The 13883-nt window shown below is 67.3% G+C and carries 9 protein-coding genes; 8 read left to right on the forward strand and 1 reads right to left on the reverse strand.

Annotated elements, in window-relative coordinates:
- Positions 1–67: 67 nt before the first annotated feature.
- The 8 genes from NYR58_RS06555 to NYR58_RS06590 all read left to right on the forward strand — a co-directional run bounded on the left by NYR58_RS06555 (position 68) and on the right by NYR58_RS06590 (position 11669).
- On the forward strand, positions 68–1342 hold the full coding sequence (locus NYR58_RS06555; protein ID WP_261519681.1) for an aspartate kinase: 1275 nt from the start codon (positions 68–70) through the stop codon (positions 1340–1342).
- Positions 1343–1415: 73 nt separating this feature from the next.
- A complete protein-coding gene (gene ptsP, locus NYR58_RS06560; protein WP_261519682.1) occupies positions 1416–3686 on the forward strand; it encodes a phosphoenolpyruvate--protein phosphotransferase in 2271 nt (756 codons plus the stop codon).
- A 16-nt stretch (positions 3687–3702) separates the two neighbouring features.
- Positions 3703–4782, forward strand: a complete 1080-nt coding sequence (gene prfA / locus NYR58_RS06565; protein ID WP_261519683.1) for a peptide chain release factor 1 — start codon at positions 3703–3705, stop codon at positions 4780–4782.
- Positions 4775–5656 carry a peptide chain release factor N(5)-glutamine methyltransferase gene (gene prmC / locus NYR58_RS06570; protein WP_261519684.1) on the forward strand — a complete coding sequence of 294 codons (882 nt, stop codon included), beginning with the start codon at positions 4775–4777 and terminating at the stop codon, positions 5654–5656. Before prfA ends, prmC begins: the two co-directional genes overlap by 8 nt.
- 303 nt (positions 5657–5959) lie before the next feature.
- On the forward strand, positions 5960–6691 hold the full coding sequence (locus NYR58_RS06575; RefSeq protein WP_261519685.1) for a DUF4167 domain-containing protein: 732 nt from the start codon (positions 5960–5962) through the stop codon (positions 6689–6691).
- A 230-nt stretch (positions 6692–6921) separates the two neighbouring features.
- Positions 6922–9534 carry an ATP-dependent chaperone ClpB gene (clpB, locus tag NYR58_RS06580; RefSeq protein ID WP_261519686.1) on the forward strand — a complete coding sequence of 871 codons (2613 nt, stop codon included), beginning with the start codon at positions 6922–6924 and terminating at the stop codon, positions 9532–9534.
- An 18-nt stretch (positions 9535–9552) separates the two neighbouring features.
- The gene (locus NYR58_RS06585; protein WP_261519687.1) at positions 9553–9918 is read left to right on the forward strand and encodes an MmcQ/YjbR family DNA-binding protein; all 366 of its coding nucleotides are present in this window, start codon (positions 9553–9555) and stop codon (positions 9916–9918) included.
- 293 nt (positions 9919–10211) lie between these two features.
- Positions 10212–11669 (forward strand): L,D-transpeptidase, encoded by a 1458-nt coding sequence (locus NYR58_RS06590; RefSeq protein ID WP_261519710.1) that lies wholly within the window; start codon positions 10212–10214, stop codon positions 11667–11669.
- Positions 11670–11679: 10 nt separating this feature from the next.
- Here the strand turns inward: NYR58_RS06590 and NYR58_RS06595 are convergent, their stop codons facing one another.
- Positions 11680–13617 carry a M23 family metallopeptidase gene (locus NYR58_RS06595; RefSeq protein WP_378074757.1) on the reverse strand — a complete coding sequence of 646 codons (1938 nt, stop codon included), beginning with the start codon at positions 13615–13617 and terminating at the stop codon, positions 11680–11682.
- Positions 13618–13883 lie beyond the last annotated feature (266 nt).

Below are 13883 nucleotides of genomic sequence, written 5' to 3' on the forward strand. Positions count from 1 at the left end.
CGGGAGAGGACGTGGCGCACCGTTTCATTGCATCGAGAGCCTCAAAAAAAGGGCATTTCCGAACACCATGGCGCGCATCGTGATGAAATTCGGCGGAACGTCCGTCGCCGACATCGCCCGCATCCACAATGTGGCGCGCCACGTCAAACGCGAGGTGGATGCCGGGCACGAGGTGGCCGTCGTGGTCTCGGCCATGGCCGGCAAGACCAACGAGCTGGTGCAGTGGGCACAGGAGATGCCCAGGGTGTCGGGTGCCGACTCGCCGTTCTTCGATGCGCGCGAATACGACACCATCGTCGCCTCCGGCGAGCAGGTGACGAGCGGGCTTCTGGCCATCGCGCTGCAGTCCATCGGTGTCGATGCGCGCTCCTGGCAGGGCTGGCAGATTCCCATCCGCACCGACAATGCGCATGGCGCGGCCCGCATTCTCGAAATCGACGGCAGCGAGATCGTGCGCCGCATGGGGCTTGGCCAGGTGGCGGTCATCACCGGCTTTCAGGGCCTTGCGCCCGACAACCGCATCGCCACGCTGGGCCGTGGCGGCTCCGACACCAGCGCCGTGGCGGTGGCTGCGGCGCTGAAGGCCGATCGCTGCGACATCTACACCGACGTGGATGGCGTCTATACCACCGATCCGCGCGTCGAGCCGAAGGCGCGGCGGCTTTCGCGCATCTCCTTCGAGGAGATGCTGGAGCTTGCCTCGCAGGGCGCAAAGGTGCTGCAGGTGCGCTCGGTGGAGCTGGCCATGGTGCACAAGGTCAGAACCTTTGTAAGATCGTCATTCGAGGACCCGGACGCGCCGGGCATGGGCGATTTCGACAACCCGCCCGGAACGCTCATTTGCGACGAGGATGAAATCGTGGAACAGCAAGTCGTCACCGGCATCGCCTATGCCAAGGACGAGGCGCAGATCTCGCTGCGCCGCGTGGCCGACCGGCCGGGGGTCTCAGCCGGCATCTTCGGGCCGCTGGCGGAGGCCAACATCAATGTCGACATGATCGTCCAGAACGTGTCGGAGGACGGCTCGAAGACGGACATGACCTTCACCGTGCCCACCGGCGACCTGGAAAAGGCGGTGCGCGTTCTGGAAAAGGTGAAGGACAGCGTGGGCTTCGACGTCATCCAGTCGGAGGCGGGCCTCGTCAAGGTTTCCGTCATCGGCATCGGCATGCGCAGCCATGCGGGCGTTGCCGCCACCGCCTTCAAGGCCCTGGCCGAAAAGGGCATCAACATCCGTGCCATCACCACTTCCGAGATCAAGATTTCCATCCTGATCGACGGTCCCTACGCAGAATTGGCCGTGCGCACTTTGCATTCCGTCTACGGTCTCGATAAGCAATAGGACTATAATAGTCTTCAACCATGCCCGTGGCGCCGCCCCCTGGCGGGGCCGGGCGGGTCTTGGAGTAGGTCCGATGCGAGAGACTGCCGCAGGTCCGCGCGTATTGCTGAAGCGTCTCCGCGAACTGATGGCGGAGCCGATGGAGCCGCAGGAGCGGCTCGACCGTATCGTGCGCGAAATTGCCCAGAACATGGTGGCGGAGGTCTGCTCCCTCTATATCCTGCGCGCCGATTCGGTTCTCGAACTCTATGCCACCGAGGGCCTGAACCCCAAGGCGGTGCACATGGCGCAGCTTCGCCTCGGCCAGGGTCTGGTGGGCACCATCGCCGCCAGCGCGCGTACGCTCAACCTTTCCGATGCGCAGAAGCATCCCGCTTTCGCCTATCTGCCGGAAACGGGGGAGGAGGTATATCACTCCTTCCTCGGCGTTCCTGTGCTGCGGGCCGGGCGCACGCTCGGCGTGCTGGTGGTGCAGAACCGCACGCAGCGCCACTATCGCGAGGACGAGGAGGAGGCGCTGGAGACCGTGGCCATGGTGATCGCGGAGATGATCGCCACGGGGGATCTGGCGCGGCTGACGCGGCCCGGGATCGAGCTCGACCTCAGCCGCTCGGTCAGCCTCAAGGGGCTTTCCTTCAACGACGGCGTTGGGCTTGGCCACGTGGTGCTGCACGAGCCGCGAATCGTCGTCACCAACCTGTTCAACGAGGACAGCGACCGGGAGATGGAGCGGCTGGAGACGGCGCTTTCCTCGCTCCGGCTGTCCATCGACGACATGCTGTCGCGGCGCGACGTGGCCTTCGAGGGCGAGCACCGGGCGGTGCTCGAAGCCTATCGCATGTTCGCCAACGACCGTGGCTGGGTGCGCCGGCTGGAGGAGGCGGTGCGCAACGGCCTGACGGCGGAAGCGGCGGTGGAAAAGGTGCAAAGCGACATGCGCGCGCGCATGCTGCACATGACCGATCCGTATCTGCGCGAGCGCATGAGCGATTTCGACGATCTCGCCAACCGCCTGCTGCGCCAGCTCATGGGGCGCGGGCCGGATGCGCTGGCCGAGATCGTGCCGAAGGATGCCATTCTCGTGGCCCGCTCCATGGGCGCGGCGGAGCTTCTCGATTATCCGCGCGAGCGGCTGCGCGGGCTCGTTCTGGAGGATGGGACGCCCACCAGCCACATCGTCATCGTAGCGCGCGCCCTGGGCGTGCCGACGGTCGGCCAGGTCAAGGGCGCGGTGTCCATGTCGGAAAACGGCGACGCCATCATCGTCGACGGCGAGGACGGCCAGGTGCATCTGCGTCCGCAGGCCGACATCGAGGCAGCCTATGCCGAGAAGGTGCGCTTCCGTGCCCGCCGCCAACAGCTCTACCGCACGCTGCGCGACAAGCCGGCGCAGACGCGGGACGGTGTGCCGATCGAGCTGCTGATGAATGCCGGGCTTGCCGTCGACCTGCCGCAGCTTGCCCAGTCGGGGGCCGACGGCATCGGCCTTTTCCGTACCGAGCTGCAGTTCATGGTGGCGTTCACCTTTCCACGGGTGGAGGCGCAGGAACGGCTCTACCGCGAGGTGCTGGATGCGGCGGGCGACAAGCCCGTCACCTTCCGCACCATCGACATCGGCGGCGACAAGGTGCTGCCCTATTTCAAGGGTGCCCAGCACGAGGAAAACCCCGCGCTCGGCTGGCGCGCCATCCGGCTTACGCTCGACAGGCCGGGGCTTTTGCGCACGCAGATCCGGGCGCTGCTCAAGGCCGCCGGCGGGCGCGAGCTGAAGCTCATGCTGCCCATGGTGACGGAGGTGGACGAGATCCGCCAGGCGCGCGCCATTATCGACCGGGAGGTGCGCCATCTCTCGCGCTTCGCCTATCTGCTGCCGACGAGCCTGAAGCTCGGCGCGATGATCGAGGTGCCGTCTCTTCTGTGGCAGCTCGAGGAGCTGATGAAGGCGGTGGACTTCGTCTCCGTGGGCTCCAACGACCTGTTCCAGTTCGTCACCGCCACCGACCGCGGCAACACCCGCATCGCCGAGCGTTTCGACCCGCTCGGCGTGCCGTTCCTGCGGCTGTTGCGCCAGATCGTGCGGGCCGGGCAGGCGGCCCACACGCCGGTGACGCTGTGCGGGGAGCTGGCGGGGCGGCCCATCTCGGCCATGGCGCTGCTCGGCATCGGCTACCGCTCCATCTCCATGGCGCCCGCCTCCATCGGCCCGGTGAAGGCGATGGTGCGCGAGCTGCCGCTTGGCCGGCTTGCCGAGCGCATGGAGGAAATGCTTGCCAATCACGGCGCAAGGACCGATATCCGCGCCGAGCTCTCGGCCTTCGCCCGCGAGCACGACATTCCCCTCTGACTGCAAGATGTGAGCGATGACAGAGCTGCCGCGCGACCGGATGGACCAGGTTCTGAAGCGTTTCGAGCTTCTCGAGGCGCAGATGGCGGCCGGGCCGTCGCCGGAGGAATATGTCAGGCTCGCCTCCGAATATGCCGATCTGCAGGAGCTTGCCGACAGCATCCGCGCGCTGAGAAAGGCGGAAGGCGAGCTTGCCGATCTCGACGCCATGATCGCCGACCGCACGACCGAGCGCGAGATGCGCGAACTGGCACAGGCCGACCGCGAGGAGGTGCTGGCGCGGCTGGAGGAGCTGCGCCAGAAGCTCAGGCTTCTCATGATGCCCAAGGACGCCGCCGACGATAAGAACGTGATCCTGGAGATCCGCGCCGGCACGGGCGGCGACGAGGCGGCGCTTTTCGCCGGCGATCTCTTCCGCATGTACGAGCGCTACGCGGCGGAGAAGGGATGGCGCGTGGAGGTGATGTCCGCCAGCGAGGGCGAGGCCGGCGGTTACAAGGAGATCATCGCCGCGGTCTCCGGGCGCGGCGTGTTCGCGCGGCTGAAGTTCGAGTCGGGCGTCCACCGCGTGCAGCGCGTGCCGGTGACGGAGGCGCAGGGGCGCATCCACACCTCGGCGGCCACCGTGGCCGTGCTGCCGGAGGCCGAGGAGATCGACGTCGAAATCCGGCCCGAGGACGTGCGCATCGACACCATGCGCGCCTCGGGCGCCGGCGGCCAGCACGTCAACACCACCGATTCGGCCGTGCGCGTCACCCACATTCCCACCGGCATCGTGGTCGTGCAGGCGGAGAAGTCGCAGCACCAGAACCGGGCGCGCGCCATGCAGATCCTGCGCGCGCGGCTGTTCGACGCCCAGCGCATGAAGGCCGCCGACGAGCGCTCGGCGGCGCGGCGGCTGCAGGTGGGCACCGGCGACCGCTCGGAGCGCATCCGCACCTACAACTTCCCGCAGGGCCGGGTGACCGACCACCGCATCAACCTCACCCTCTACAAGCTCGATCGGGTGATGGAGGGCGAGCTCGACGAGGTGATCGACGCGCTGATCGCCGACCACCAGTCGAAGCTGCTGGCCGAGATGGGGTCGGATGGCTGAGGCTTCGCCTGCCACGCTCGGCGCGCTGCTGCAGGATGCGCGCCGGCTCCTGGCCGAGGCGGGCATCGCGGAGGCAGCGCTCGAAGCGCAGCTTCTCGTCGAGCATTTCACGGCGACCACGCGGGTCGAGGCCATCGCCGCGCCCGAGCGGCCGGTGGCGGCGGCTGCCGCCGATGCGCTCATGGAGGCGCTCCGGCGCCGGCGCGACGGCGTGCCCGTCCACCGCATCCTGGGTTATCGCGAGTTCTACGGCCTGCGGCTGACGCTCTCCCCCGGCACGCTGGAGCCGCGCCCGGATACCGAGACGCTGGTGGATCTGGTGCTGCCGCACGCCCGCCGCACCGTGGCGCGCACGGGGCGCTGCCGCATCCTCGATCTGGGCACGGGCAGCGGCGCCATCGCGCTGGCGCTGCTGAGCGCGGTGCCGCAGGCCGAGGCCGTCGGCGTGGATATTTGCGAGGATGCCCTTGCGACGGCACGCGCCAATGCCGATATGAACGGGTATGGCGCACGCTTTCGGGCGCTGTGGTCCGAGTGGCTGCGGGACGTGGAAGGCCGGTTCGACCTCATCGTGTCCAACCCGCCCTACATACCCACGGCCGATCTCGACACGCTGTCGCGCGAGGTGCGCGAGCACGACCCGCGCCGGGCGCTCGATGGCGGCGCCGACGGGCTCGACTTCTACAGGGCGATGGCTCAGGGCGCCCGCCGCCACCTGGCGGCGGAGGGCGCTGTGGCGGTGGAAACGGGCCACGACCAGAAGGCCGCCGTGGAGGCCGTGTTCTCCGCTTGCGGGTGGCGCCTGGTGGTTGCCGCGCGCGATCTGGGCGGACGCGACAGGGCGATGATGTTCCGCCCGCAGGGCAACGCATGAAGACTTTGGAAAAAAGACTTGGCAATGGGTGGGAATGCCGCTAGTTTCCGCCTGCCGGATGAGACGAAGCAGGCAGCGCCGTTTTCGATTCGGTTCCCGCGGACAGACTGCCCCTTTGCGTTACCAACGCATGCGCTTCGTGCGGGGATCATCGGGCAAGTGATCAGGAAGCGAACCAGGATGGCCTTCGCGCCCGCCGAGGTGCGCACACAGCCAAGGGAAATTGTGAGATAGCCGGCCTGGCGCCCGTTGTCTCGGCAATTGGCACGCGAATCGACGATTGTCTCAAATGAAGAGAATGGAATGAGGCCACAACAGCAGAACAGGCGTATGCGCGGACGCGGCAACAACCGTAAGGGGCCGAACCCGCTCAACCGCAGCTATGAGAGCAACGGCCCGGATGTGAAGATCCGCGGCACGGCGCAGCAGATCGCCGACAAATATGCCACCCTCGCGCGAGACGCGCAGAGCGCCGGCGACCGCGTGATGGCCGAGAACTACCTGCAGCATGCCGAGCACTACAACCGGATCATCGCCGCCGCCCAGGCGCAGATGCAGCCGCAGCAGAGCTTCCGCGACAGCCAGGACAGCCAGGAAGAAGCGGACGAAGACCAGGACGAGCAGGAAGCGGCGCCGCGCTCGGAGGGCCGGCAGGCCCGGCGCGTGGAGGATGGCTCCGGCCCGCAGTCCGTCATCGACGGCATCCCCGCCGAGGTTGCCATGGAGGCCGAAGGCAACCGCGCCAATGGCGTGAAGGCCAACGGCAAGGCCAATGGCCATGCCCCGGCGGATGCCGCCGCCCCTGCCGGCGAGGCCGCCGAGACCGCCGAAAGGCCCGCCAGAAGAAGGGGCAGGACCGCCTCTGCCGAGGCGGAAGGGGAAGCCGCATCGCCGGCCGGCGAGGCTGCCACCGCCGAAGAGCAGGAGGCGCCGAAGCCTGTGAAGCGCGTGCGGCGCACCCGCAAGAAGGCGGCCTCCGACACGGTGGAAGCCGGCGAGGGCCAGCCTTCCGAGCAGGCTGCGGCCCAGGGCTGAGCCCGATTTCCACGGCATGATGATGAGCGGCGGGCAGTGCCCGCCGCAATGTGTTTGCGGCGGCTGCAGGGTTCATCTTGTGCCGTTCTCTCCCTCACCCCATATCTCCATCGGTTGGACCTGCCGAAGGGCCGGCGTCGGGATCGTCCGGCAGCCGGTATGGGGGTCCGTCACATGAGCCTGGCCGATGCTGCCTGCGCGGGTCGGTCGAGGAAATGGAGACGCGAGACATGAACATAGAGAAATATTCCGAGCGGGTGCGGGGATTCATCCAGTCGGCCCAGACCCTGGCCCTTTCCAGAAATCATCAGCAGTTCACGCCCGAGCACATCCTCAAGGTGCTGGTGGATGACGAGGAGGGCCTGGCTGCCTCCCTTATCGAGCGGGCCGGCGGGCGCGCGGGCGACGTGAGGCTGGCGGTCGACGCGGCGCTCGAGGCCATGCCGCGGGTGGAGGGCGGCAGCGGCCAGCTCTATCTGGCGCAACCGCTCGCCAAGGTGTTCGCGACGGCGGAGGAGGCGGCCAGGAAAGCCGGCGACAGCTTCGTCACCGTCGAGCGGCTGCTGACGGCCCTGGCCATCGAGAAATCCGCGAAGACGGCCGACATCCTCGCCAAGGCCGGCGTTACGCCGACGGCGCTCAACCGGGTCATCAACGATTTGCGCAAGGGCCGCACCGCCGATTCGGCGAGTGCCGAATCGGGCTATGACGCGCTCAAGAAATATGCGCGCGACCTGACGGCGGAGGCGCGGGCCGGCAAGCTCGATCCCGTGATCGGCCGCGACGACGAGATTCGCCGCACCATCCAGGTGCTCTCCAGGCGCACCAAGAACAATCCCGTTCTGATCGGCGAACCGGGTGTGGGCAAGACGGCCATTGCCGAGGGCCTGGCGCTTCGCATCGTCAATGGCGACGTGCCCGAATCGCTGAAGGACAAGCAGCTTATGGCGCTTGACATGGGCGCCCTGATTGCCGGCGCGAAGTATCGCGGCGAGTTCGAGGAGCGGCTGAAGGCCGTGCTCTCGGAAATCCAGGCGGCTTCGGGCGGCATCATCCTGTTCATCGACGAGATGCACACGCTGGTGGGGGCCGGCAAGGCGGACGGCGCCATGGATGCCTCCAACCTGCTGAAGCCCGCGCTGGCGCGTGGCGAGCTGCACTGCGTGGGTGCGACGACGCTCGATGAATACCGCAAGCACGTGGAGAAGGATGCCGCGCTGGCCCGCCGTTTCCAGCCCGTCTTCGTGCAGGAACCGACGGTGGAGGACACGGTCTCCATCCTGCGGGGACTGAAGGAGAAATACGAACAGCACCACAAGGTGCGGGTCTCCGATTCGGCGCTCGTTGCCGCCGCCAGCCTGTCCAATCGCTACATCACCGACCGTTTCCTGCCCGACAAGGCCATCGACCTGGTGGACGAGGCGGCATCTCGGCTCAGGATGCAGGTCGATTCCAAGCCGGAGGCGCTGGACGAGATCGACCGGCGCATCATGCAGCTCAAGATCGAGCGCGAAGCGCTGCGGGTGGAGAAGGACGACGCCTCGAAGGACCGGCTGGAGAAGCTGGAGAAGGAGCTGGCGGGGCTTGAGGAGGAGTCGGCCCGGCTCACCAATGCTTGGAAGGCGGAGAAGGACAAGCTGGGGCTGGCCGCCGACCTGAAGCGCCAGCTCGACGAGGCGCGCAACGAGCTTGCCATCGCCCAGCGCAAGGGCGAGTTCCAGCGTGCCGGCGAGCTTGCCTATGGCGTCATCCCCGACCTGGAGAAGAAGCTCAAGGAAGCCGAGTCGAGCACCGAGGGCGCCCGCAGCATGGTGGAAGAGACCGTGACGCCGGACCACGTGGCGCAGATCGTGTCGCGCTGGACCGGCATTCCGGTGGACAAGATGCTGGAGGGCGAGCGCGAGAAGCTGCTGCGCATGGAGGACGAGCTTGCAAAGCGGGTCGTCGGCCAGGGGGAGGCGGTGCAGGCCGTCTCCAAGGCGGTGCGGCGTGCCCGCGCCGGCCTGCAGGATCCAAACCGCCCCATCGGCTCCTTCATGTTCCTGGGGCCCACGGGCGTCGGCAAGACGGAGCTGACCAAGGCGCTGGCCGCCTTCCTGTTCGACGACGAGCAGGCCATGGTGCGCATCGACATGTCGGAGTTCATGGAGAAGCACTCCGTGGCCCGGCTCATCGGTGCGCCGCCCGGCTATGTCGGCTATGAGGAAGGTGGCGTGCTCACCGAGGCGGTGCGCCGCCGGCCCTATCAGGTGATCCTGTTCGACGAGATCGAGAAGGCGCACCACGACGTCTTCAACGTGCTCCTGCAGGTCCTCGACGACGGCCGCCTGACGGACGGGCAGGGCCGCACCGTCGACTTCCGCAACACGCTCATCATCATGACGTCGAACCTGGGTGCCGAGCATCTTGTGGGTCTTGCCGAGGGCGAGGACGTGGACAAGGTTCGCGGTGAGGTGATGGATGTGGTGCGGGCTTCCTTCCGGCCGGAATTCCTCAACCGCGTGGACGAGATCATCCTGTTCCACCGCCTGCGCCGGCAGGACATGGGCGACATCGTGGGCATTCAGCTGAAGCGTCTGGAGCGGCTTCTGGCCGACCGCAAGATCACGCTGGAGCTTGACCAGGAAGCCATCGACTGGCTGGCCGCCCGCGGCTACGACCCCGCCTATGGCGCACGCCCCCTGAAGCGGGTCATGCAGAAGGAGCTGCAGGATCCGCTGGCCGAGAAGATCCTGATGGGAGAAATCTTCGACGGCTCGGTCGTCAAGGTTACCGCCGGTTCCGACCGGCTGATCTTCCGGTCGGGCAAGGGCGGCGGCGAGGAAGCCGAAAAGGCCGCGTGAAAGCGGGGCAGGCGCGGTATGCGGCTTGAGGATTACAACGCCTTCTGCGCCTCCCTTCCCCATGCCACCCATGTGGTGCAATGGGGCGGAGCCCATGTCTGGAAGGTGGGCGGCAAGGTCTTCGCCATCGCCGGCTGGAGCGATGGCGAGGCGCTTGCCGTCACCTTCAAGTGTTCCGACGCGGCCTATGACATCCTCAAGGAACAGCCGGGCCTTCGCCCCGCGCCCTATCTGGCCTCCCGAGGCATGACGTGGATCCAGCGCCGGACGGCGCAGACCATGGATGACGCCGCGCTCAAGGACTATATCGCCGAAAGCCATCGGCTCGTGGCATCGGGCCTGCCGAAGAAGGTGCAAAGGGAGCTCGGCCTCGTCGGACGCTGATTCGTGCCGAGAGCATATGCGGCGGATCGGCGCTCAAGCCCCATCCCGCCCCCGCGCAGGGATAGAATGAAGGCGCGCAGGATCTTCCTCCCCGCCAACTCATGCTCCCGCCGAAGCGATTCGCGAGGGTTCGGACGGCCATTTTCATGTCCGGTTCATGTTCTACACGGCAGGATAGAATTGCGGCAGGTGCGATTCGCGCCGGTGTTCCATGGCAGCTTGGGAGAGCGGACGTCTTGAGGAGCGAGTATTTTCTGGCGTTGCTGTTCGGTCTGGTGTTGGCGCCGCACGGGATGGCGGCACCCGCCATGGAGGAGCAGGCGTTACCGGCATCCCCGGCCGGCGTCCAGCTTGCCCAGGCTTATGATTACGACTTCGATGTCTATATCGACCAGTATGGGCGCGAGATCGTGGTCGATCCGCGCACCGGGCGGGTTGTGGAGATCCGCCAGCCGGTGATGCCGCGGCCGCCGCTTCCTCCTCAGCAGCAGCGCCGCGAAATGCGCGCACGCGAGCTCGGCCGCTATCAGTATGATTTCACCGATCCCAGGGATGTGGAGCGCTTCCACCGCGACCGCGAGGAAGCGATTCGCCGGGGTGTCGACCCCGCCCGGGATGGGGGCGCGCGGGCCGGCCGCTGGCGCGAGGACGACCCCTATGCCGATCCCGGCTCTGGCGGTTATCGCCAGCCACCCCCGGAAGAGTACGATTTCTACGGCGATCGTGCCGCCCCGCAGCCCGAGTATTACGAGCCCGGCATCGGCAGGCAGCCGCTCGCCCCGCCGCCGGGGCAGGGCGAGGCGGTGGCCGCCACGCCGCCCGCCGGCGATGGGGCGGCGGCGCGCGGCGAGCGGGCGCGGCCCGGCTGGGATCAGGAGATCGAGATCACCGTGCCCGGCGCGCGCGGCGCCAGCGAGGAGGTCGCCAGATATCAGGTGCTGCTCGACCGCGCGGGGGCTTCGCCGGGTGTCATCGACGGGCGCATGGGCGACAATGTCAACAAGGCGATCGACGCCTATTACGAGATCACCGGCCAGCGGCTGAGGACCTACGACAAGGAATGGATCGAGGCGGAGCTCGAGCGCACGGGCGGGCCGGCCTTCATCGAGTACACGATCACCGCGGAGGACGCGGCCGGGCCCTACATTGCCGCGGTGCCGGAGGACTATGGCGAGAAGGCGCGCCTCGAGCGGCTGGGCTACACGCGCGTCAGCGAGATGCTGGCCGAACGCTTCCACATGGACGAGAAGTATCTTCTGGCGCTCAATCCCGGGGTCAATTTCGACCGGCCGGGCACCATCATCAAGGTGGCCAATCCCGGCAAGCCCGCCTCTTCTCAGGTGGCGCGCATTGTCGCCGACAAGGGGCGCAAGCAGGTTCGCGCCTATGACGAGAAGGGGCGGCTTCTGGCGGCCTATCCCGCCACCATCGGCTCGCAAGACACGCCCTCTCCCAGCGGCACGCACACGGTGGAGCGCGTCGCCTTGAACCCGGAATACACCTACAATCCGCAGAAGAACTTCAAGCAGGGCGACAACGACCGGGTGCTGACCATTCCGCCCGGGCCGAACGGGCCCGTGGGCAGCGTGTGGATCGCGCTCTCCAGGCCGACTTACGGCATTCACGGCACGCCCGAGCCCGCGAAGATCGGCAAGACCTTCAGCCATGGCTGCGTTCGGCTGACCAATTGGGATGCCGAGGAACTGGCAAGGCGCGTGAAGCCCGGCGTGCCCGTGGCGTTCGTCGAGTAGCGCGCGGGGTCTATTCGGAGGCCCTGGCCAGCACCGGCTGCGGCCTGGTGAAGGAGTCGCGCAGCAGATCGTCGATGCGTTCGCGCTCGCGGGTGAAGGCGGCGAGCGCCTCTCCCTTGAGCACGTGGCTGTCCGGCAGGCGCACGCGCATCGGATCGACCTTGCGGCCGTTGACGATCAGCTCATAGTGCAGGTGATTGCCCGTCGACTGGCCGCTGGAACCCACATAGCCGATCACCTGGCCCTGGCGCACGCGGGCGCCGGGCACCACGTCCTTGGCGATGGCGCTCTGGTGATTGTAGGAAGACTCATAGCCATTGGCGTGGCGGATGATGGTCTGGCGGCCATAGCCGCTCGCCCAGCCCGCCTTTTCCACCACCCCGTCGCCGGAGGCAATGATCGGCGTGCCGCGCGGCGCGGCCCAGTCGACGCCGGTGTGCATGCGCGAATAGCCGAGGATCGGATGCCGCCGCATGCCGAAGCCGGAGGTGAAGCGGCCGTTGGGCACGGGATTGCGCAACAGGAAGGGCCGCGCGCTGCGCCCCTCCCCGTCGAAATAGTCGACCGTGCCGTCGGGAAGCCGGAAACGGTAATAGGTCCGCGTCTTGCCACCGAAGCTGGCCGAGACGTAGAGGATCTCGGAGCGGTCGGAAGCGCTGCCGTCCTCATTGGGGTGCGAGAAGAAGACCTCGATCCGGTCGCTTGGCGAAAGGCGGGACTGATAGTCGACATCGGCAGCCAGAAGGCGAATCAGGCGCTTCGTCATTGGCTCGGTGAGCCCGTAGGAATAGGCTGCGTTGTAGATGCCATCATAGACGCGCGGCAGGTCGGCGCGGGTCACCGAGGCCGGCGTCTCGTCATCCAGCAGGGCCAGAAACTCCGGCCCCGGATCGGGCTCCTCGGCGGGCACGAACTGCCCCCGGTCGTCCACCGCGATGGTGACGAGATGGCGCTTGCCGTCATAGACGCTGGTGCGCACGATGTGGCTGGTTTCGCCCTCGGCCTGGATGCCGACGCGCAGCAGCGTGCCGGCCTTCAGCGCTTCGGTGTTCAGAAGCCTGGCGATGGCCTCTGCCATGCCGTCCGCATCCGCGCCGTCATAGCCGGCCTCGCGGAAGGCGTCCACGATGGGCTTGCTCTTCACGAAGGGGATGACGTCTTCGGCAAAGCCGATCGACGGGCCGTCGGGCAGGGTGCGCGGTGCGATGGACACGTTCTCCTGCACAATGCGCACGCCGAAGCCCGCAAGTGCCTGCGTGGCCGGCGTCTCGCCGAATCGCTGCGGATCGACATAGTGGAGTGCAGCGACCTGGACGTCCCCCTCCGTCAGGATGGCGCTGGTGTTGCGCACCACCTGCTCCACTTCTTCCGTGGTCAGGTCGCCGGTCTCGTCGAAAGAGGCCGTCTGCAGGGGGAAGGGCCGGCTGCGCAGACTGACCTCGCTTTCCACCTTGGCGCCATAGATGAAGCCGGTGCGCGCGGCATGGGCGGCGCCATCCTCGGCAAAGACGGAGAGCGGGTCGAAGGGCGGATAGTCGCGGTTCGCTGGGCGGGCAGCGGCAAGCGCCATGCGGACATGGACAAAGGGGAGGGTGCGCACCACCTCGTGGTCTCCCTCCTCGATCACCGTGGAGACCTCCATCACCCGCCGGTCGCTCGGTTTGGCCAGCAGGCGCGCAGGGATAAGCCGCGCGGTCTTGGCCGCCTCGCCCTCTTCTCCGGCCATATCGTCCAGAAGCGCGATCTCGGGCGGCGTGGCAAGCTGCTCGCGTCCGTCGAGTGCGGCGGAAAGGGCAACGCCCATCAACACGGTCGAGGTCAGTCCCGTCAGGAAGGTGCCTGCAAGCCAGCGAGCGGAAATCTCGCGCCGGTCAGGCGGGCCGCTTCGCCCATCCGCGATCAGCGGCGGCTGGTCGTCGGGGGCAGGTCTCCCGCTTGCCTCTTCCAAGATCGCTCCCTCTCCGTTGTCCTGTCCGGGCCGCCCCCCGGACCCCGGGCGGTGCCGGATTTCATGCCCGCCGCAGCAGACCAAGTCAATGTTCAGCACCGCTCCAAGAGTGGCCGGCCAAATGATGCGGGCGCCAGATGGATGACCTGAGGACTGCTTCCTGAAAAATGCGCGCCGCGCATCCGCTGCATGAAGCCCTAGGGCGCGAATTGGGCTCCAATATGGCCTTCCACAGGGGGCGGCGCGCGGCCTTTGGGGGGGAAGAA

Source organism: Chelativorans intermedius (assembly GCF_025398255.1).
Lineage (GTDB): Bacteria > Pseudomonadota > Alphaproteobacteria > Rhizobiales > Rhizobiaceae > Chelativorans > Chelativorans intermedius.